This window comes from Roseovarius sp. B-10, from assembly GCF_056859295.1.
Window position 1 is genome coordinate 53,086 of record NZ_JBSXOE010000035.1, and the last position, 19,582, is coordinate 72,667.

Below are 19,582 nucleotides of genomic sequence, written 5' to 3' on the forward strand. Positions count from 1 at the left end.
CCTTGCCTGCTCTTCGGTCGCCCTGCGCCGGTGGCGGCGCGCGGCTCAGGCGGTCTTGCGCGGGCGCAACAGCGCGAACATGCGGGCATGACGCCCGTCGCGTCGCACCTGGCGGTGATAGGGCAACGCGGGCGCAGCCTCCTTGCTGTGCTCGACCACGGATTTCAACCAACGTGCCTTCATCTGCTCCATCCTCTTGCCTGCGCCGCTTGGCGGCATTGTTACCTCATCCGCAACGATGCGCGGGGTTTGCGGCGAGGTTTTGACGGAAAAGGTTAAAATCCGGGCAATACGGGGGCGATGCCGGGACGGGGGCCGAAACGGGCGGGAACGCCGACCCTCAGCGTCTGCCCGTATCGAAGCCGGCCTCGCGCATCAGCCTCTCGGACGCCTCCTCGACCTCCGACTCCAGACGCCGCATGAACGTCCCCCTCGGCAGGCCCGGCGCAATCTCGGGCAGGAACTCCACCACCGCGAGGCCCGGTTTCCGCAGGATGCCCTTGCGCGGCCAGAAGACGCCGACATTTGTCGCCGCCGGCACGCAAGTCTGGCCAAGTTCCTCGTAGAGCACGCCGGCGCCAATCTTGTAGGGCTTCTTCACTCCCGGCGCGACGCGGGTGCCCTGCGCGTAGATAATGAGCTGTCCCGGCTCCTGCCGTCCGCGCGCCACGTCCTCGACCATCTTGCCAATAGCCTGGCTGCGCTTGCCTCGATCCACCGGCACGCAGCCGATGCGCAGCGCGTATTGCCCGATCACCGGTGCCCACATCAATTCCCGCTTCATGATGAACTTGCCCGCCGGGATGCTGCCGAAGATGAGGATGATGTCGAGAAAACTCTGGTGCTTGGAGGCGATCAGCACTTCGCCCCGGGGCGGTGTGCCGCGCACCTCGGTGCGCAGGCCGACCATCCACGCCGCGGTGAAGCGAACCCAGCGGCAAAAGGTCTTGCACGCTATACGCGCGCCACGCGGACTGACCAGCGCCCAGGGCAGGAACACGATCCCCAGCACCGCCATCGCCAGGTACATCTGGACCACGAAAACGAGAGACCGAAGCCATTGCAGGGCGTGTGTCATGGCATCTTCTCCAGTCTGCGGCGCGCGGCGGCGCGGGTCGCGGCAAAAGCGACCAGCCCGGCAAGCGGCGGGATCAGCAGCGGCAAGAGCCAGTGCCAGCCCTGGAAGCCAAGCCCGGTGAGAAACCCGCCCTCGATCCGCGCCGATGGCAGCGCGAGGATGGCGAGGCATCCCAGCACCGTTCCGATCGCCGCGCCCCCGAGGCCCCGCACGGCAAAGCGGCGCACAAAGGCCCGCGCGATGAAATCATCCTGCGCGCCGACGAGGCGCAGCACCGTGATGACCTGCGCATTGGCCGCCAGCGCCGCCTGCGCCGCAAGCGTGATCATCGCCGCCATCGCCGCCCCGATGAGCGCCAGCGACAGCCAGCCCAGAAGCCTCAGTCGCGACGCGGCCTGCACCAGCGGTCTGCGCCAGCGCGTGTGATCGTCGAGCACGGCACCCGGCACCTCGGCTGCCAGCCGCAACCGCAGTCCCTGCACGTCGAACCCCGCTTCGGTCTCCGTCACTTCGATCAGCCGCGGGATGGGCAATTGATCGAGCGGCAGGTCGGGTCCGAACCACGGCTCAAGCAGCGCCGCCTGCTCGGCATCGTCGAGCGCGCGGGCGCGCGCGACACCGGTGGTGGTCTCGAGCACCCGCAGCGCCGCCTCGGTCTGCGCCGCCATCTGCCCCTCGGGCGCGGAGATGCGCACCGTCGCCGTGCGGGCAAGCTCGTTACTCCAGCGGTCCGCCAGCCGCCCGGTGGCCAGCGACAGCGCCAGCGCAAAAACCGCGAGAAAGGCCATCGCCGCGGCCGTGAACAGCGTCAGCGTGGCGGTGAACCCGCTCGGCGGCACGACCCGGTCAGCCTGCGTGTCACCGGGCAGTAGCTGCGAGAGGAAACCGGACAGCACCGTCAAAGGTCCGCCCCCGCAAGCTGAAGCCGCCGTCCGGCGATACGCAGCACCCGGGCCTGGACATGGGTCTTGGCGGCGCGGATCAGCGCCAGATCGTGGGTGGCGATGAGGATCGTCTTGCCCATGCGGTTAAGTTCAATGAGCAAGCGCATCAGGCGCTCAGACATCTCCCAGTCGATATTCCCTGTGGGCTCGTCGGCCAGCACCGCGTCGGGCGACATGATGACCGCACGCGCCAGCGCGGCGCGTTGCCGCTCGCCGCCCGAGAGCTCGGGCGGTCGCGCGTGCGCCCGAGCGCGCAAGCCCACCCAGCCGATCAGTTCACGCAGGTTGGCTTCCTCGGCCAGCAGATCGCGCGCCGACACCGAGAGCGGCAGGGCGATATTAGCCGCCACGTCGAGATGGTCGAGAAACTGGCAATCCTGGTGGACCACGCCGATGCGCCGCCGCGCCATCGCGATATCGTCGCGGCTCATCTCGCGCCGGTCCTGCCCGAACAGGCGCACCTGCCCCGCCGTGGGCGCGAGCGCGCCGTAGCACAGCTTGAGCAGTGTCGTCTTGCCCGAGCCCGAGGGCCCGGTGAGAAAGTGAAACGACCCGGGCGCGAGCGAGAGCGACACGTCGCTCAGCAACTCCCCCCCGCCATAGGAATACCCCACGCCCTCGAGCTCGATCACCGCTTGCGCCCTTTTCTTCCGCAGCCCCCTTCATGCCCCAGAGGTCACACATGTGCAATCACTGCCCGCATGATTCGCTTTGCTCTTTTCGCTTCGTGGATTAGTGCCTATGCTCGCGCCACGGTCGCAAAAGCCGGATAACGGCGGCAAGCAGCAGGCAGCGGGTGAAACCATGAGGCTGACATGTCCGAACTGCGGGGCGCAGTATGAGGTGCCGGACGCGGTGATCCCGGTTTCGGGACGCGATGTGCAATGCTCCAATTGCGGCACAACGTGGTTCCAGAACCATCCCGATCACGAACCGACCGAGCCCGAGGAGCCCGGATCCGAGCCAACGGCCGAGCCGGAGGCACGCCCCGAGCCGGAGCAAGGCGCGGCGTCGGGACGGCGGATTGATCCGTCGGTGGCCGATATCCTGCGCGAGGAGGCAGACCGCGAGCGCGCCGCCCGCGCCGCCGAAGCCGATGACCGGATCGAGACGCAACCCGACCTCGGCCTTGGCGAGCCCGAACCCGATCGCGCGAAACGCGCACGCCAGGCGCGCGACCGGATGCAGCGGCTGCGTGGGGGGCGGCCCGCAGATACCGAAACGCCGCCGCGCGGCGACCCCGACACAGACGATGACGATAGCGGCGACGTGTTTGACGACGACGAGGATGACGGCCTCGATCCTGGTTCGCGCCGCAACCTCTTTCCCGATATCGACGAGATCAATTCCTCGCTGAGCGCCTCGGGGGACTCCGCGGCCTCGCTCTCGCCGGCCACGTCGGAAGACTCGCCGCCCGCCCGCCGTGGTGGCGGATTTCGCACCGGGTTCCGACTGGCGGTGGTGGGCTGCGTCGCGGCGCTGGTGGTCTACCTGATGGCCCCGCGGATCGCCGGGCTCTGGCCCGCTGCCGAGGCCCCGCTTGCGCAATACGTGCAGGTGGTAGATGGGGTGCGCGCTATGCTGTCGGCGACGGTCGCCGACCTTCTGGCACGTCTCTGACGCCGCTCAGAACCGATCGAGAAGACGGCGCAGGTAATCGAGCTCGATATCCGGGCGCTCGCCTTCGCCCGAGCGGCGGCGAATCTCGTCGAGCAGGTCGCGCGCGCGGCGGTAGACGTCCTCGCCCTGCAGCAGGCTGTCCTGGGTGCCCGCGTGGCGACCCTGACCGGCCTCGCGCCCGAGCGGGTCGGCCTGCGCGCGACCGGGGTCGCCACGTCCGTCGCTCGGGCCGCCGGGGTTCGTGTTGCGTGCCATCGCCTCACCCATGCTGCGCATTCCCTCGCGCAGCGCCTCCATCGCGTCCGCCTGGTCCTCGAGCGCACCGGCGAGGTCGTTGTTGCGTAGTGCCTCTTCGGCCCCTTCCATCGACCGCTCCGCACGCTCAAGCGACTCGCGCGCCGCATCACCCGCTTCGCCGCCGAGTTGCGGAAGCCCACCGCGCTGCCGTTCAAGCTCCCGGCGCAATGCTTCCTGCCGGTCAGCGAGCGATCCGCCCTCGCCCTCTCCGGCCTGCTCACGCCCATCCGCGCCCTCGCCGCCCGAGCGCGCGCCGCCGTCGCCCTGACCCTGCTGGCCGTCATGGCTCTGCCCGCGGCCCTCGCCGCCCGAGCGGCCCTCGTTCTGCTGCGACTGGCCGCTTCGCGCGTCGGGGTTGAACTGTTCCTGCAGGTCGCGGAACGCCTGATCCGAAAGGCCCTGCTGTTCGCGCAGCGTCTCGGAAAGCCCTTCCATCGCCTGTTGGCCCTCCGAGCCGCCCTGCCGCCCCTGCGTGACCTGCATGTTCTCCATCATGCGCTGGAATTCCTCCAGCGCCTGCCGCGCCTCGGCAAAGCGGCCCTGCTCCATCAGCTCCTGAATGCGATCCATCATGTCCTGCAAATCCTGCTGGGACATGCGCATGGAGTTCTCGGCGCTCTGCTGATCGCCGCCGTTCTCGTCCTCGCGCTGGGCCTGCTGCATCTTCTGGCGCAGGTAATCCTGGGTGGCGTCGCGCAATTCCTGCATGAGGCGGGCGATCTCGTCCTCGCTCGCGCCGTTCTTCATCGCCTCGCTCAGCCGCTCCTGCGCCGCGCGCATCCGCTCGAGCGCGTCGCCGACATCGCCATCCTCGATCAGCACCCCGAGATCCCATAGCGCCTGCGCAATCTCGTCGCGCCCGGCCGTGTCCGGTCCGCCCGCCGCCGCCATCGCCTCGAGCCGCCGCAGGATCACGCGCAGTTGCAGGTAGGTTCCGCTCGATCGGAAGAGCCCGTCGGTCGGCTCGTAGGAAATCGCGCGCAGCACTTGCGCCACCCGCGTGGCGTTGTCCCGGCTCCACAGCAGATCGCGCCGCTGCTCGATCACCGCGGCCGCGAGCGGATCAAAGAAGCGCCGCGCCGGGAGAGTCATCTCCGTCGGGTCGGACTGCCCTTCCTGCCCGATCGCATCCGTCACCGTCATCCGCAACGTCACCGGCAGATGCGCCCAGGGATGCTGGGAAAGGTTGGCGATCAGGGTCTCGGTAAACTCGGCCCCGTCGCCCATCATCGGCAGCGGCAAGTCGAGCCGGATGGGCGCGCGCGGCTCGGGCTCGACGGCAAGGCCGTGACGGCGCGCGACGCGCTCCATGTCGAGCGCGATCACCGCTTGGCCACCGGTCACACCGTAATCGTCGCGCGCCTCGAAAGGCTGGCTCATCTGCCCTTCAAAGCTCGTCCGCGCCTCCGAGTCGAGCACCGCCACCTGTGGTGCGGCGTCGGCGACGGCCTCCACCTGCCAGCCGCGCCCGCCCGGGCCGTCGATGCGCAGGACACCGTCCTGCGCGATCTCGAAGCTCTGCTCGGAGCCCGTCTTCGGCCCCGTATCCTCGTCCCCGCCAGAGGCGGTCTCGTGCAGGCTGAGCGCACCCTCCGCGCCGTAGAACCGCAGCGTTACCTCGCTGCCCACCGGCGCATGGATCACGTCCTTCTGATCGGCAAGATAGAGGCTCGGCATGCCAGTATGGCGCGGCGGCTCGATCCAGCCCTCCCACGCCGGTCCCTGCGCCAGCGCCGCGCCGCTCCCGCCAGCGGGGCCCAGTTGCGCCACCGTACCCGCGCGCCAGACCGAGCCGAAGACAAGGCCGATCACCAGCACCAGCAGCGCAATATGACGCAGGCCATAGGGATCGAACCGCGCCAGCCGCAGATCGGGCGGGACGTGCCGCGCACCTGCCGCGCGCGTGGCCATGCGCGCCTGGTGTGCCCGCCACAGGGCGGCAGAGGCGGCATCGTCGCTGCCGATCGCCTGCGCATCCCCGAGCGCGGCCAGGGGTCGCCCATCGAGCGATGCGTCGAGCCGGGCCACCGCCTCGGCCCGTCGCGGCCAGCGCAGCCGTACGAACCCGCGAAGCCCGAGCGCCAGCGCGGCGAGCGCGAACGTCGCGGCACCGACCTGAAATACGATGGGAGACGCATGCTCGTACAGACCGAGGAACACCCCGCCCGCCACCACGGCCAACAGGCTCAGCAGCGGCCAGAAGGCCCGCGCAACCCGTTCGGCCAGCAACCCGGCCCAAGTGAGGCCGAGCGGCAGACGCAGCCGCGCCATCGCCGTTGCCAGAGGATCGCTCGGTCGGGACATCCGCGAAACCGTTCCTTTCAGGCCCGGCGCGACCGCCGCGTCAGAGCCATTCGGGGATGGTATCGCGATTTATCATTTCGTCAAAGGTCGGCCGCGCACGGATCACGGCAAAGTCACGCTCATTGACCAGAATTTCCGGGATGAGCGGCCGCGTGTTGTATTCGCTGGACATGACCGCGCCATATGCCCCCGCGCTGCGGAACGCCACGAGATCGCCCTCGGTCAGCGGCGGCAGCATCCGGCCCCGCGCGAAGGTATCGCCCGACTCGCAGACCGGCCCGACCACGTCATAAGGCGCTTGTCCTACGCCCGGCGCGGGCTCGATCACAGGCACGATATCGTGATGCGCATCATACATGGCAGGGCGAATGAGATCATTCATCGCCGCGTCGAGGATGAGGAAATCGCGCCCCTCGCCGGATTTCAGGTAGATGACCCGGCTCACCAATATCCCCGCGTTGCCGACGATGAGCCGCCCCGGTTCGATCTCGATCTCGCAGCCAAGATGGCCCAGCTCCTCGCGGATCATCGCCCCGTATTCCACCGGCAGGGGCGGCGCCTCGTTAGAGCGAGTGTAGGGGATGCCAAGACCGCCGCCCAGGTCGAGCCGGCGGATGTCGTGGCCATCAGCGCGCAAGACATCCGTCAGTTCCGCGACCTTGCGATAGGCCAGCCGGAACGGCTCCAGATCGGTGAGTTGGCTGCCGATGTGCACGTCGATCCCCACCACCTCGATTCCCGGCAGGGCTGCGGCCTCGGCATAAACTTCGCGGGCGCGGGCAATCGGAATGCCAAACTTGTTCTCACTCTTGCCGGTGGCGATCTTGGCGTGTGTCTTGGCGTCCACGTCCGGGTTCACGCGCACCGCAATCGGCACGCTCAGCCCGAGGCCCGTCGCCACCTCGCTCAGCGCGTGCAACTCCGGCTCGCTCTCGACATTGACCTGCCGGACGCCGCCTTCCAGCGCCAGGCGCATCTCGTCCCGCGTCTTGCCGACACCGGAAAACACGATCCGCTCGCCCGGCACGCCCGCCGCGCGGGCGCGCGCGTACTCCCCGCCAGAGACCACATCCATCCCCGCACCGAGGCCCGCAAGCGTCTTGAGGATCGCCTGATTGCTCGCCGCCTTCATGGCATAGCACACGAGATGATCCACCCCGTCGAGCGCCTCGTCGAACAGACGGAAATGCCGGGTGAGCGTCGCGGTGGAATAGCAATAGAACGGCGTTCCCACCGCCTCGGCGATCTCCGGCAGCGGCACGTCCTCGGCGTGAAGCACGCCGCCACGGTAGAGAAAATGATCCACACCTAGCCCCGCTTCATCTTGCCAGAAATATCCAGAATCCTCACGCCTGTCGCTGGCTGCGCAGGAAGAGGTAGAGCGGCAGTCCGCAACTCACCCCGATCCCGAAAGTGGCCGGGATCGCCAGAAGTCCAAGCCAGCGCCGCTCGGCTACGCTCTCGACCACGGCCCAGATGGTCAACGCCACGGCGGCGATGGTCAGATCCCAGACCAACCCGCTCGTCGCCGCGTTGGCGTACCAGGCGTCCACCATCGCCATCAGGTCGTAGCCATTGGCGTTGAACCACACCAGGAACCACGACATCGGGTGCACCGCGCCCCACAGCGCCAGCGCGAGCCACAGCCATCTCACAGCCCAACCCCGACACCCAGGTCGACGCCGCCCACGCGCAGCCCGGTGCGCACGCCGCCGTACACTCCGCCCGAACCCGCGCTGACCGTCGTACTGAGCGTCGGGCGCACCGGCGGCCCCTCTGCGCCGCAGGCCCCCAGGATGGAAAAAGCCATCAGAAACGCCACGATCCGCCTCATGCCAAACGCTCCTTCCACCGTGCCACCTGCGCGCGCACCTGGTCGGGGGCGGTGCCGCCATAGCTCGTCCTTGACGCCACCGAGTTGTGCACGCCAAGGACATCATAGACCGACGCGGTGATTTCGCCATGCACCGCCTGCATCTCTTCTAGACTGAGATCGGGCAGGTCGCATCCCTTCGCCTCGGCGCGGGCGACAAGGCTTCCCGTCACGTGATGCGCCTCGCGGAACGGCATGTCCAGCACCCGCACCAGCCAGTCGGCGAGGTCCGTGGCGGTAGAAAAGCCCGACCCGGCAGCGGCCTCCAGGTTATCCTTCTGCGCCGCCATGTCGCGCACCATCCCCTCCATCGCCGCGAGCGCCAGCATCAGGTTGTCGGCGGCGTCGAACACCTGTTCCTTGTCCTCCTGCATGTCCTTGGAATAGGCCAAGGGCAGCCCCTTCATCACCATCATCAACGCCACGTTGGCGCCGAAAATCCGCCCCACCTTGGCGCGGAGCAATTCAGCGGCGTCGGGGTTTTTCTTCTGCGGCATGATCGAGGAGCCGGTCGAGAACCGGTCGCTGAGCGCGACAAACCGGAACTGCGCGCTTGACCAGATCACCAGTTCCTCGGCAAAGCGGCTCAGGTGCATGGCGCAGATGCTTGCCACGCCCAGGAACTCCAGCGCGAAATCCCGATCGCTCACAGCGTCGAGCGAGTTGGCGCAGGGACGGTCGAAGCCCAGCTCTTTTGCCGTCATCTGCCGGTCGATCGGAAAGGACGTCCCCGCCAGCGCCGCCGCGCCCAAGGGGCATTCGTTCATCCGCGCACGGGCATCCCGCACGCGACCCAGGTCACGCCCGAACATCTCGACATAGGCCATCATGTGATGGCCCCATGTCACCGGCTGCGCGGTTTGCAGATGGGTAAACCCCGGCATCACCCAGTCAGCCCCCGCCTCGGCCTGTGCGACCAGCGCGCGCATGAGCCGGACCAGCGCGCCATCGGCGGCGTCGAGCTGATCGCGCACCCAGAGGCGGAAATCGGTCGCCACCTGATCGTTGCGGCTGCGCCCCGTGTGCAGCCGCCCGGCGGCAGGGCCAACCAGGTCCTTGAGTCGCGCCTCCACGTTCATGTGGATATCCTCCAGCGCGGTGGAGAAGGTGAAATCCCCGGCCTCGATCTCTGACAAGACCGTGAGGAGCCCTTCCCTCATCGCGCTTGCATCCCTATCACTGACGATACCCGTGGCGGCCAGCATGGCGGCATGGGCACGCGATCCGGCGATGTCCTGCGCCGCGAGCCGCTTGTCGAACGAGATCGAGGCATTAATTGCCTCCATGATCGCGTCCGGCCCGTCGGCAAAGCGGCCGCCCCACATCTGGTTCGAGGTCGTGTCGGTCATTTTTTTCGGCCCTTTGGAGGGAATTATGAAACGTCTTCTCGGGATCGTCCTTTATATGGGCCTCGCGCTCGGTGCAAATGCCGCGATGGCCGATACCGCAGCACTCGAGGCGCTGCGCGAGGGGGACATGAAGAAACTCATGCTCCATTCTGCCCCCAAACCCGCCCCGCAAGTCGAATTCGAGCGCGAAGACGGCTCCTCGGCCACGCTCGCCGATTACCAGGGCCGCCATGTCGTGGTCAATTTCTGGGCCACGTGGTGCGCACCCTGCCGGGTGGAAATGCCGATGCTGTCGAACTTGCAGGCCGAGATGGGCAGCGACGACTTCGAGGTCGTCACCATCGCGACGGGACGCAACCCACCCCCGGCGATGAAGGCGTTCTTCGACGAGATCGGGGTGGACAACCTCCCCCTCCACCGCGACCCCAAGAGCGCGCTTGCGCGTCAAATGGGCATCTTCGGCCTGCCCATCACGGTGATCCTGGATCCGCAGGGCCGTGAGATCGCCCGCCTGCAAGGCGACGCCCATTGGGATTCGAAGAGCGCCAAGGCGATTATCGCGGCGCTGATCGAGGGGGACGGCGGGAGCTGAGGCATCACGGGCGCCTTCACTCACAGGTCACCCGCCCGGTCCCGCTCGCTCAAGCGTCGGGGTCAGGTGCGCCGTCAATCCCGGCCTCGGCGAAACTCGCCATGTCGGAATGGCAGGCCAGCGCCGCCTGTACCACGCCCATGCCCAGCACCGCTCCCGAGCCCTCGCCCAGCCGCAGGCCCAGCGACAGCAGCGGTGCCTTGCCCAGGCGGTCGAGCAATAGCGCGTGGCCCGGCTCGGCGCTGACATGGGCGGCGAGCGCGTGGTCGAGCGCGCCGCGCGCCTCGGTCTCGAGGCAGGCGGCGGCGGCGGTGCAGATGAAACCGTCGAGCAGCACCGGGATACGCAGCGTCCGTGCCCGCGCGATCGCCCCGGCCATCGCCGCCAGTTCCCGCCCCCCGAGCGCGGCCAGCACGGCGAGCCCGCCGCGCATCGGGTTGGCCGCCACTGCACGCGCGACCACGCGCGCCTTATGCGCGAGCCCCGCATCGTCGAGCCCGGTACCGCGCCCCGTCCAATCCGCCGCCGTGCCGCCATAAAGCGCCAGCGCGATGGCGGCGGCGGGGGTGGTGTTGCCGATGCCCATCTCGCCCGCGACAAACAGGTCGGTCAGCGGATCGACAGCGTCCCAGCCCACCGCCAGCGCCGCGACGCACTCGGCCTCGGACATGGCCGGTCCGGTCGCGATATCGCCGGTGGGCCGGTCAAGATCGAGCGCGCGCACGTCGAGCCGCGCACCGACCACCCCGGCCAACTGGTTCACCGCCGCGCCGCCCGCCTCGAAATTGGCGACCATCTGCGCGGTCACCTCGGCCGGAAAGGCCGAGACGCCCTGCGCCACCACCCCGTGATTGCCGGCAAAGACCACCACCTGCGGGCGCTGCACCCGCGCACGCGGATCGCCCCGCCAGCCGCAATACCACGCCGCCAACTCCTCGAGTCGTCCAAGGGCGCCGGGGGGCTTGGTGAGCGTCGCGTCGCGCGCCCGCGCCGCGACGATGGCCTCCGCGTCGGGACCGGGCAGATCGCGTAGCAGGGCGGCAAGGTCTGAGAGCGTGGCGAAGGGGGCGGACATGGCGGCCTCGTTGCAAGTGATCGCGCCCTTCTGTATCGCGAAAGGCGCCCCGACCACAGCCCGAAAAGGCCGCGACCATGTCAGAGACCGACCGCGAGAGTATGCTCCTCCACCCGTCCGATCTCGCACTCTCCGTCGGGCTGCTCACGCGGCTGCCGGTGCCGGCAGGCGACACATCTCGCGGCTCGCGCGCAGCGTGGGCGTGGCCGCTGGCCGGGGCGGTGCTGGGCGGGCTTTCAGCGCTCGCAGGGGGCGCGGCGCTGGCACTGGGCCTGCCCGCGCCGGTGGCAGCGCTGGCGGCACTCGGGGCACTGGTCATGCTGAGCGGCGGGCTGCACGAGGACGGGCTTGCCGATACCGCCGACGGGCTCTGGGGTGGCTGGACACAGCAGAGGCGGCTGGAGATCATGCGCGACAGCCGGATCGGCAGCTACGGGGTGATCGCCCTGGTGCTGAGCCTCGGCCTGCGGGCCGTGACACTGGCGCTAATCTTCGCCGGCGGGGCACTAGCGGCGACCGCAGCGCTGATCGTCGCTGCGATGGTGTCGCGCGCGGCGATGGCTGGAGTGATGGCCACCCTGCCCCACGCCCGCGCGGACGGACTGGCGCAGGCGCAGGGCCGCCCGTCCCGGACCACGGTGCTGCTGGCGGCGGCGATGGCGAGCGTGACGGCGGTGGCTTTCGAGGGCATGGCGGGTGTCGCGGCGGTGGCGGCGGCTGCGCTGGCGGCGCTGGTGGTGGCGCGGCTGGCACGGGCAAGGATCGGCGGGCAGACCGGCGACATCCTTGGCGCGGCGCAACAGATTGCCGAGATCGCCGCGCTCATGTGCCTGCTACCCTAAGATTGCGCACCCCACCATGAAAAAGGCCGCGCCCTCACGGACGCGGCCAATTACCTGATGCGATGCCACTCAGGCGGCGCGCGAGATGAGCACCTCGTCCACCTGGCGAGCGGCCTGCACCTCGTCGCCGCCGGACGCCGCCGCGACCTCGCGGGTCAGCCGCTCGAGCGCAGCCTCGTAGAGCTGGCGCTCGGAATAGCTCTGCTCGCGCTGATCGTCGCTGCGGTGCAGGTCGCGCACGACCTCGGCAATGGCGATGAGATCGCCGGAATTGATCTTCTGCTCATACTCCTGCGCGCGGCGCGACCACATCGCCCGCTTGACCCGCGCCTTGCCCTTGAGCGTGGTCATCGCCTTGGAGATGACATCGGGGCTCGACAGGCTGCGCATCCCGATCTCGGTGGCCTTGTTGGTGGGCACACGCAGCGTCATCTTGTCCTTCTCGAAGGAAATCACGAACAGCTCGAGCGTGAGGCCCGCAACGTCCTGTTCCTCGATCGAGATGATCTGGCCCACGCCGTGCGCGGGGTATACGACGTAGTCATCGGGGCGAAACTCGGTCTTCCTGGCTTTCGACATACGGTTCTTTCCTTGCAGCGCGCCGTCCGACACAGAAAAGGGCACAAGCCGCGACCCTTCCAGGATCGGGTTTATGTGTCCTTTGTCATAGATTTTCCACCCCGGCAGCAGGTGAGGTGGAGCCGGTTTCAAGCACATCTTGTTTTACGAACTCAGAACATAACACAAAAACCGCTCTCATGAAAGAGCGTGCGCCGATTGGCGTGGTTTTGACGTTATTCGTCAAACGCTTGGTGAACATGACGCGACAGTACGGAGGGCACCGCCGCGCATGGCGTTGCGAATCGCCCCGTTCAGCCGCCCTCACCCGGGCTTTCGGAGAAATACTTGTCCAACTTGCCGGTCTCACCGTCGCGCTCCTCGGCCTCGGGCAGCGGGTCTTTCTTGGTGACAATGACCGGCCATTGCTCGGAATACTTGCGGTTGAACTCGACCCACGGCTCCATTTCCGGCTCGGTATCGGGGCGGATCGCGTCGGCGGGGCACTCGGGCTCGCACACACCGCAGTCGATGCATTCATCGGGATGGATCACCAGCATGTTCTCGCCCTCATAGAAACAGTCCACGGGGCAGACCTCGACACAGTCCGTGTATTTGCAGGCGATGCAGTTGTCGGTGACGATATAGGTCATGGGTGTCTCACGTTCTTGCCGGGTGTGCGGCGTTTCGGGTGTGACCTAGTCCAGAGCGCGGGATCATTCAAGCGGGCCGGACCCATCTGGGAAGAGTTTGCGGCGGTCGCGCTTGGTGGGGCGTCCCTTTCCCTCGTAGCGCGGGTTGGGAGGGTCAGCGTCCTTCGGCGCGGGTGGGGTGATGTCCTCGTAGAGCGTGCGCGCCTCGGCGGCGGGGCCGCGGCGCGTGCCGGACGCGATGATGCGCACCACGCGCACCTGCGTGCCCTGCGCAAAGGTGAGCACATCGCCGGGGCCCACCTGCTGTGCAGGCTTGGCGGCGCGGGTGCCGTTGACACGGACATGCCCGCCAGAGACCTGCCCGGCGGCAAGCCCGCGCGTCTTGAAAAAACGCGCATGCCAGAGCCACTTGTCGAGGCGGGACCGGTCGGCGCTTGGGGCCACGCTCAGCTCTTGTCCTTGAGCCCCATCAGAGCCGCGGCAAAGGGGTTGTCGGGGTCGATTCGATCCTTCTTTTCGGGCTTGGCGCTGAAGGACTTTGCGCGCTCGTCGCGCGGTTTTCCCTTGGGACCACCCTTGCCCTTGGGTTTACCCTGCGGCTTGCTACGCGCGCCCTTTGCAGGGCGATTGCCGCGCGGGGCCCAGGTGAAAGTGTAATAGACCTCGATCTCCGGCTCTGCCACCTCGGGCGTTTCGCCCGGGACGACCTCTTCCTCGGGCGTCTCCGCGATCTCGGGGGGGCCTTCGGGCTCAGGCTGCGGCGGTTCGGCGGCAACGGGAGCCTCGCCCTCATCCGCGATCTGCTCGACGGCATCGGCGACGGACTCTGCCGGGGTCTCTTCGGCGGCGATTGCGGCATCGGCGGGGGCCTCGGCCATGGCCTGATCCACCGGCTTGACCTTTTCGCGCTCGCCGCGCTCCGCGCGGTAGCCCAGCCCCTGCATCAGCCCGGCGAATTGCTCCAGCGTCATGCCGGTGATGGACAGCATATCCGCCGTTGCCTCGAACCCGGCGCGCCCATCGGCGCTGCGCAGCATGTCGGCGAGCCGCTCCAGCATGTCGATGCGAATCGCCCGTTCGCCCGCGGCGCGGTAGCCCGCCATCGCGAAATAGCCCTGCGGCGCGGTCGTATCGGCAGGCACCGTCACCAGCCCCGGCGGCGGCGCCTCGGGGAAGGTGTCGAGCCCATTGCTGAGCGACCACAGCACCAGCCGCAGCCGCGTTGGTGCGGGCTTTAGCAGCGCGGGCAGGAACACGGTGAACTGGCCGAAGCGCACCCCGTGCTTGCGCAAGAGCCCGCGCGCCTCCTGGTCGAGCGCCTTGACCTCCTCGGCCACATCGCCGCGCGGAAGCACGCCCATCGCCTCGACCAGCCGGAAGCCGAAGCCGCGCGAAAGGCCCGTGAGAGCCTCGTCGCGACTCATGGCCATCAGCGGCTCGAACAGGGTGGCGACCTTGCGGTCGATGAAATGTTGCAAGCGGCGCTGCACCTTGGCCGCAACCTCTGCACCCGCCTCGTCATCGACGAACGCCACAGCCTGCGGCCTGAGCGGATCGGAGCCGACAGTGAGCTTGCCAACCGCCTCGTTTCCCCACATCAGCCCGCCCTGCTCGGTGAAATCGATCATGGTATCGGGCGCGTTGTAGAACTGGTCCGCCTTGAGGTGGAAATGGGGGGCGAGCGCAGCGAGGCTCGCCTGTTGCAGCGTGCGCGCTTCCTGCCCGGCAGCAGCCTTGTCGCGGATGAAGCGGAACCCTTCGAGCCGCCCTACGAATTCGCCCTCGACGCTGACCGCGCCCTGATCGTTCACTTCGGCCACCATGGCCTCCTTCTGCTTGAGCCGCCGCATCAAAACGGATGTGCGCCGGTCCACGAATCTCTGGGTCAGCGCGCCGTGAAGCGCGTCTGACAGGCGGTCTTCTACCGCGCGTGTCGCCTCGCGCCAATGGGTTTCGTCATCAACCCAGCCCTTGCGCTGCGCCACATAGGTCCAAGTACGGATATGCGCGAGCCGCTTTGACAGCGTGTCGATATCGCCATCGGTGCGGTCGATTCGCCGGATCTGCGTGGCCAGCCAGTCGTCGGGCACGCGGCCAAGCTCGTGCAGGTCGCAAAATATGCGCTCCAGCAGGCTGGCGTGCTCGGTGGCACTGATGCCGCGAAAGTCGGGGATGCGACAGACATCCCACAACAGCCGCACGGCGGGCGCATCGCTGGCGCGGGCACGCACGTCCGGCACCTCCGAAAGCGAGCGGAGGGCGGCAAGATCATCTGCCTCGCGCCCGCGAGAAAGCAGGGTGTGTTCCGGGCGCGCCTCGAGCGAGTCGATAAGAACCTCGGGTGAGCCAAAAGCCAACCGCGCGTTGCGCCATTCGAGACGGCGCACCGGGGCGAAGCGGTGATCGGTGATCGCCTCCGCAAGCGCCGGCTCTAGGTCGGGCGCTTCGCCGGTGACACCGAAGCTGCCGTCGAGCATCCCCCGTCCCGCACGTCCGGCGATCTGGCCAAGCTCGTGAGGGAACAACGCGCGCATCCGCCGCCCGTCGAATTTTGACAGCGCGGAAAAGGCGACGTGGTCAATATCGAGGTTGAGCCCCATGCCGATGGCGTCGGTGGCCACGAGGTAATCCACGTCGCCGTTCTGGTAGAGTTCGACCTGCGCATTGCGGGTGCGGGGGCTGAGCGCGCCCATCACCACCGCCGCACCGCCCTTCTGCCGCCGGATCAACTCGGCGATGGCATAGACGTTTTCCACCGAGAACCCGACGATGGCGCTGCGCGCTGGCAGGCGCGAGACCTTGCGCGGCCCGGTATAGACAAGCTGCGACATACGCGCGCGGCTGAGAAACTCCACCCCCGGCACAAGCTCGGCAATGACGTGGCGCATGGTGTGGCTGCCTAGGAACTGCGTCTCACGCAGGCCACGCATCCTGAGCAGCCGGTCGGTAAAGACGTGGCCGCGCTCGGGATCGGCGCACAGCTGGATCTCGTCCACAGCGACGAAATCGGTCCCCATCCCTTCGGGCATCGCCTCGACCGTGCAAACCCAGTATTGCGCCCGCGGCGGAACGATGCGCTCCTCGCCGGTGACGAGCGCCACCACAGACGGGCCGCGCACCGCCACGATCCGGTCATAGACCTCGCGCGCCAGCAGGCGCAGCGGCAGGCCGATGATGCCGGTGCGGTAGCCCAGCATCCGCTCGATCGCGTAATGGGTCTTTCCGGTATTGGTGGGGCCCAGAACCGCGACGGTTCTCGACTGCTCGGACATGCGCCCCCCGTTCTCTCGCCCTGGATTGCCGTTCAGAGGTCGGTGCCACCCATTTCGCGCGACACCCTTTCCAGCGCCTCGCTTACGGCCTCGTGATGCGGATGTATAGCCTGCGACCGCTCGAAAGCTTCGTGCGCGAGCGCCGCACGCCCGGTCTCCTCGAACACCCGGCCCATGCCGAAGAGCGCGTTGAAGTGGCGCGGCTCGAGCGCGAGCACCTGCGCGAGATCGTTGAGGGCCAGACCATAGTGCTCCTGCCGAAAGAACGCGACCGAGCGCAAGTGCCATGCCTCCGCAAAGCCCGGCGCGTGGTCGATCGCGGCGCTCAAATGCTCGACTGCCATTTCCATGTCGTCGGCCTCGAGCGCGTCCTTGCCGCGCCGCAAGAGCAGGTCCATCGCGGGCGAACCTGATTTAGCCCATTCCAGCTCGATCTCGGAGGCGATGCGGCGCGCCTCTTCGGGCGCGGCACCCTCAAGCTGCGAAAACAGCGTGTCGAGGCGGGTCTCGGCGGCCGTCGCGGGTATGGAAAACATGACCAGCGCAAGCAGTGCCGCAACGGTATGGTTGAGATATCGAAGCCTGTCTCTCATAACGGGGTCAGTGTAGCGCGGAATGCCGGGAGCGAAAGCCCCGTCATCGCAATCGTGAAAGGATGAACCAGATGAGCGACGTGATTGAAGCCGCGGTCAAGGCTCTTAACGAGAAGATGGGCAGCGACGGGTTCGACGGATCGGCCAAGTTCGTGATCGAGGGCGAGGGCAGCATCGTGATGGACAGCGATGGCGCGCGCGCCGCCGATGAGGACACCGACGTGACGCTCAGCGCCGACGCCGACACGTTCGAATCGATCCTCGCAGGCGATCTCGATCCCACCGCCGCGTTCATGTCCGGGCGGCTTTCGGTGGATGGCGACATGGGCATGGCGATGAAGCTCGGCAGCGTCCTCGCCTGATGGAGGTAGCGCCGCTCTTCGCGCAGGTTGCCGACGGCCCCGATAACGGGGCCGCGTGGTGGCTTCAGGCGCGGGATGGCGTGCGCATCCGCGTGGGGCTGTGGCACCGCGAGGCGGCGGCGGGGACGGTTTTGCTGTTTCCGGGGCGCACCGAATATGTCGAGAAATACGGGCGCGCGGCGCAGCACTTCGCATCACGAGGATTAGCCACGCTGGCGGTGGACTGGCGCGGGCAGGGACTGGCGGACCGGCTCACTGGCGATGCGATGGCCGGACACGTGCTGCATTTCTCGGACTACCAGCAAGACGTGGAGGCGATGGTCGGGGCGGCGCGCGCGCTCGACCTGCCGCGCCCCTGGCACCTGCTGGCGCATTCGATGGGTGGGTGCATCGGGCTGCGCGCGGTGATGGATGGGCTGGACGTGCGGAGCGTTGTCTTTTCCGGACCGATGTGGGGGATTCACATGGGTTCTGCGCTGCGCCCCTTCGCGTGGTCGCTGGCCTGGGGGTTGCGGCGGCTTGGTCTTGGCCATGTCTACGCGCCAAGCACCGCGGGCGAGCATTACGTGTTGAGCGAGCCGTTCGAGACCAACAAGCTCACCAATGACCGCGAAATGTGGGATTACATGGCCCGGCAGATCGAGGCGCACCCCGAGCTGGGTATCGGCGGCCCGAGCCTGCGCTGGCTGCACGAGGCGCTGCGTGAAATGCGGACGCTGGCGGCGCGTCCCTCGCCCGCGCTGCCCTGCCTGACGATTGTGGGCAGCGACGAGGAAATCGTGGATGTGGGCCGTATCCACGACCGCATGGCGCGCTGGCCCGGCGGGCGACTGGAGATTGTTCCGGGCGGGCGGCACGAAACGCTGATGGACACGCCCGCCGTGCAGGCGCGGCTGTTCGAGATGATCTGCGACTTTTACGACAGGCCAGGGAACGGCGCAGCGGCGGCGTGAGGCGCAGAAGGCACCACCGTCTGCGAGAAAAGCGCGCGGGGCCTGTTCCTGTCATTCCATACAACGGTCGAGGAGCCGCGCATTGGCACCAAGCTGTGAGGGCCCGCTCAAGGCCAACTTCGCCCACAAGCGCCCTCATGTCCGCCATGTATCCTGCCCGCTACCCCTCGGCCTGCACCGTTACCCGCTGCTCGCCCAGTCCTGTGATGCGCAGCACCATCTCGTCGCCCGCGGACAGGAAGCGCGGCGGCTTGTGGCCCACACCCACGCCCGGCGGCGTGCCGGTGGCGATCACGTCACCGGGCTCGAGCGTCATGATCGCGCTGAGGTAGGACACGATCTCGGCCACGCCGAAGATCATCCGCGACGTGTTGCCGGTCTGCATCCGCTCGCCATTCACCTCGGTGGCAAGATCGAGCCCCTGCACATCGTCCAGTTCGTCGGGGGTGACGAGCCACGGCCCGACTGGCGCGAACGTGTCGCAGCTCTTACCCTTGGTCCACTGCCCCGACCCCTCGAGTTGCAGCGCGCGTTCTGACACGTCATTGACGATGGTGTAGCCCGCGACATGCCCGAGCGCCCGGGCCTGATCCACGTATTTCGCCCGCCGGCCGATGACGATGCCGAGTTCCACCTCCCAATCGGTCTTGGCCGAGCCGCGTGGCATCACCACCGGGTCGTAGGGGCCGCCAAGTGCGGTCAGCGCCTTGAGGAACACCACCGGCTCGGCCGGCGGCTCGGCACCGAGCTCTGCGGCGTGGTCGCTGTAATTTAGCCCGATGCCCACGATCTTGCCGATGCCACTCACCGGCGGCCCCAGTCGGGGCGCGCCCGGCACAAGCGGCAGCGCCTCGGGGTTGAGCCGCGGCAGCGACCCGAGCACCTCGCCCGCGAGATCGGGCACCACGCCCGACAGGTCCCTCAGCCGTCCCTCGGCATCGAGCACGGCGGGGCGCTCCTGACCCCGATCCCCAAAGCGTGCAAACCGCATGTCATCCCTCCTGTTGCGCAGTCGCGTGCAGAATAGACGGCGGGCGGGGCTGTGCAAGGGCATGACACGGCCTATCTTCGCGGCATGGTCTTGCGTGTCACGGCTCAAGGTCTCTATTGCGCGGCGGGCACGGGGCCTGTCTCGCCACCGATCTGGCCGCGCGGGTGATGCGGCGCCGGCTGGTGCAGTACGGCTGAGCGCGCGAAGCGGGGTTGAGCCGCACCGA

22 protein-coding genes are annotated in these 19,582 nt (G+C 68.0%); 5 read left to right on the forward strand and 17 right to left on the reverse strand.

The annotated features are described in order from the left end of the window. Positions 1 to 45: 45 nt before the first annotated feature. The 4 genes from AC13D8_RS12335 to AC13D8_RS12350 all read right to left on the reverse strand — a co-directional run bounded on the left by AC13D8_RS12335 (position 46) and on the right by AC13D8_RS12350 (position 2,654). Positions 46 to 183, reverse strand: coding sequence for a hypothetical protein (locus AC13D8_RS12335; protein ID WP_165375327.1), 138 nt, complete (start codon positions 181 to 183; stop codon positions 46 to 48). Positions 184 to 340: 157 nt separating this feature from the next. Beyond that, a complete protein-coding gene (locus tag AC13D8_RS12340) occupies positions 341 to 1,078 on the reverse strand; it encodes a lysophospholipid acyltransferase family protein (RefSeq protein ID WP_482969089.1) in 738 nt (245 codons plus the stop codon). Then, the gene (locus AC13D8_RS12345) at positions 1,075 to 1,974 is read right to left on the reverse strand and encodes a cell division protein FtsX (protein WP_482969090.1); all 900 of its coding nucleotides are present in this window, start codon (positions 1,972 to 1,974) and stop codon (positions 1,075 to 1,077) included. Before AC13D8_RS12345 ends, AC13D8_RS12340 begins: the two co-directional genes overlap by 4 nt. Positions 1,975 to 1,976: 2 nt before the next feature. After that, entirely contained in the window at positions 1,977 to 2,654 is a 678-nt protein-coding gene (locus AC13D8_RS12350) for a cell division ATP-binding protein FtsE (protein ID WP_104019564.1), read from the reverse strand. 172 nt (positions 2,655 to 2,826) lie between these two features. On the opposite strand from AC13D8_RS12350, the gene AC13D8_RS12355 reads away from it, so the two are divergent. Then, positions 2,827 to 3,642, forward strand: a complete 816-nt coding sequence (locus AC13D8_RS12355) for a zinc-ribbon domain-containing protein (protein WP_482969091.1) — start codon at positions 2,827 to 2,829, stop codon at positions 3,640 to 3,642. A gap of 6 nt (positions 3,643 to 3,648) precedes the next feature. Here the strand turns inward: AC13D8_RS12355 and AC13D8_RS12360 are convergent, their stop codons facing one another. Genes AC13D8_RS12360 through argH form a run of 5 tightly spaced genes read right to left on the reverse strand, consistent with a single transcriptional unit; the run spans position 3,649 to position 9,465 of the window. Next, complete coding sequence (locus AC13D8_RS12360) at positions 3,649 to 6,243, reverse strand: TIGR02302 family protein (RefSeq protein ID WP_482969092.1); 2,595 nt, start codon at positions 6,241 to 6,243, stop codon at positions 3,649 to 3,651. A gap of 40 nt (positions 6,244 to 6,283) precedes the next feature. Next, on the reverse strand, positions 6,284 to 7,549 hold the full coding sequence (gene lysA / locus AC13D8_RS12365) for a diaminopimelate decarboxylase (RefSeq protein ID WP_482969093.1): 1,266 nt from the start codon (positions 7,547 to 7,549) through the stop codon (positions 6,284 to 6,286). Between the two features lie 40 nt (positions 7,550 to 7,589). Next, a complete protein-coding gene (locus tag AC13D8_RS12370; RefSeq protein WP_482969094.1) occupies positions 7,590 to 7,898 on the reverse strand; it encodes a DUF2834 domain-containing protein in 309 nt (102 codons plus the stop codon). Then, positions 7,895 to 8,077: an argininosuccinate lyase gene (locus tag AC13D8_RS12375; protein ID WP_240611683.1), complete on the reverse strand. Its 183-nt coding sequence runs from the start codon at positions 8,075 to 8,077 to the stop codon at positions 7,895 to 7,897. Before AC13D8_RS12375 ends, AC13D8_RS12370 begins: the two co-directional genes overlap by 4 nt. After that, a complete protein-coding gene (gene argH, locus AC13D8_RS12380; protein ID WP_129432628.1) occupies positions 8,074 to 9,465 on the reverse strand; it encodes an argininosuccinate lyase in 1,392 nt (463 codons plus the stop codon). Before argH ends, AC13D8_RS12375 begins: the two co-directional genes overlap by 4 nt. 25 nt (positions 9,466 to 9,490) lie before the next feature. On the opposite strand from argH, the gene AC13D8_RS12385 reads away from it, so the two are divergent. Beyond that, positions 9,491 to 10,057: a TlpA family protein disulfide reductase gene (locus AC13D8_RS12385; RefSeq protein WP_482969095.1), complete on the forward strand. Its 567-nt coding sequence runs from the start codon at positions 9,491 to 9,493 to the stop codon at positions 10,055 to 10,057. Between the two features lie 49 nt (positions 10,058 to 10,106). On the opposite strand, the gene cobT is transcribed toward AC13D8_RS12385, so the two are convergent. After that, a complete protein-coding gene (gene cobT, locus AC13D8_RS12390; protein WP_482969096.1) occupies positions 10,107 to 11,132 on the reverse strand; it encodes a nicotinate-nucleotide--dimethylbenzimidazole phosphoribosyltransferase in 1,026 nt (341 codons plus the stop codon). 77 nt (positions 11,133 to 11,209) lie between these two features. Between cobT and cobS the strand changes: the two genes are divergently transcribed. After that, the gene (gene cobS / locus AC13D8_RS12395; protein WP_482969097.1) at positions 11,210 to 11,974 is read left to right on the forward strand and encodes an adenosylcobinamide-GDP ribazoletransferase; all 765 of its coding nucleotides are present in this window, start codon (positions 11,210 to 11,212) and stop codon (positions 11,972 to 11,974) included. A 69-nt stretch (positions 11,975 to 12,043) separates the two neighbouring features. On the opposite strand, the gene AC13D8_RS12400 is transcribed toward cobS, so the two are convergent. The 6 genes from AC13D8_RS12400 to AC13D8_RS12425 form a co-directional block, all read right to left on the reverse strand. Further along, entirely contained in the window at positions 12,044 to 12,553 is a 510-nt protein-coding gene (locus AC13D8_RS12400; protein WP_104019571.1) for a CarD family transcriptional regulator, read from the reverse strand. An 85-nt stretch (positions 12,554 to 12,638) separates the two neighbouring features. Further along, the gene (locus AC13D8_RS12405; RefSeq protein WP_482969098.1) at positions 12,639 to 12,794 is read right to left on the reverse strand and encodes a hypothetical protein; all 156 of its coding nucleotides are present in this window, start codon (positions 12,792 to 12,794) and stop codon (positions 12,639 to 12,641) included. A gap of 52 nt (positions 12,795 to 12,846) precedes the next feature. Then, a complete protein-coding gene (fdxA, locus tag AC13D8_RS12410) occupies positions 12,847 to 13,185 on the reverse strand; it encodes a ferredoxin FdxA (RefSeq protein WP_482969099.1) in 339 nt (112 codons plus the stop codon). A 63-nt stretch (positions 13,186 to 13,248) separates the two neighbouring features. Then, positions 13,249 to 13,629 (reverse strand): RNA-binding S4 domain-containing protein, encoded by a 381-nt coding sequence (locus AC13D8_RS12415; protein ID WP_446249005.1) that lies wholly within the window; start codon positions 13,627 to 13,629, stop codon positions 13,249 to 13,251. Positions 13,630 to 13,631: 2 nt separating this feature from the next. After that, on the reverse strand, positions 13,632 to 16,457 hold the full coding sequence (locus AC13D8_RS12420) for a helicase-related protein (protein ID WP_482969100.1): 2,826 nt from the start codon (positions 16,455 to 16,457) through the stop codon (positions 13,632 to 13,634). 32 nt (positions 16,458 to 16,489) lie between these two features. Then, positions 16,490 to 17,050, reverse strand: a complete 561-nt coding sequence (locus AC13D8_RS12425) for a tetratricopeptide repeat protein (RefSeq protein WP_482969101.1) — start codon at positions 17,048 to 17,050, stop codon at positions 16,490 to 16,492. A gap of 71 nt (positions 17,051 to 17,121) precedes the next feature. Between AC13D8_RS12425 and AC13D8_RS12430 the strand changes: the two genes are divergently transcribed. Further along, positions 17,122 to 17,412 carry an SCP2 sterol-binding domain-containing protein gene (locus AC13D8_RS12430; RefSeq protein ID WP_482969102.1) on the forward strand — a complete coding sequence of 97 codons (291 nt, stop codon included), beginning with the start codon at positions 17,122 to 17,124 and terminating at the stop codon, positions 17,410 to 17,412. Next, on the forward strand, positions 17,412 to 18,365 hold the full coding sequence (locus AC13D8_RS12435; protein ID WP_482969103.1) for an alpha/beta fold hydrolase: 954 nt from the start codon (positions 17,412 to 17,414) through the stop codon (positions 18,363 to 18,365). Before AC13D8_RS12430 ends, AC13D8_RS12435 begins: the two co-directional genes overlap by 1 nt. A 160-nt stretch (positions 18,366 to 18,525) precedes the next feature. On the opposite strand, the gene AC13D8_RS12440 is transcribed toward AC13D8_RS12435, so the two are convergent. Beyond that, on the reverse strand, positions 18,526 to 19,356 hold the full coding sequence (locus AC13D8_RS12440) for a fumarylacetoacetate hydrolase family protein (protein WP_104019578.1): 831 nt from the start codon (positions 19,354 to 19,356) through the stop codon (positions 18,526 to 18,528). Positions 19,357 to 19,582: the final 226 nt, after the last annotated feature.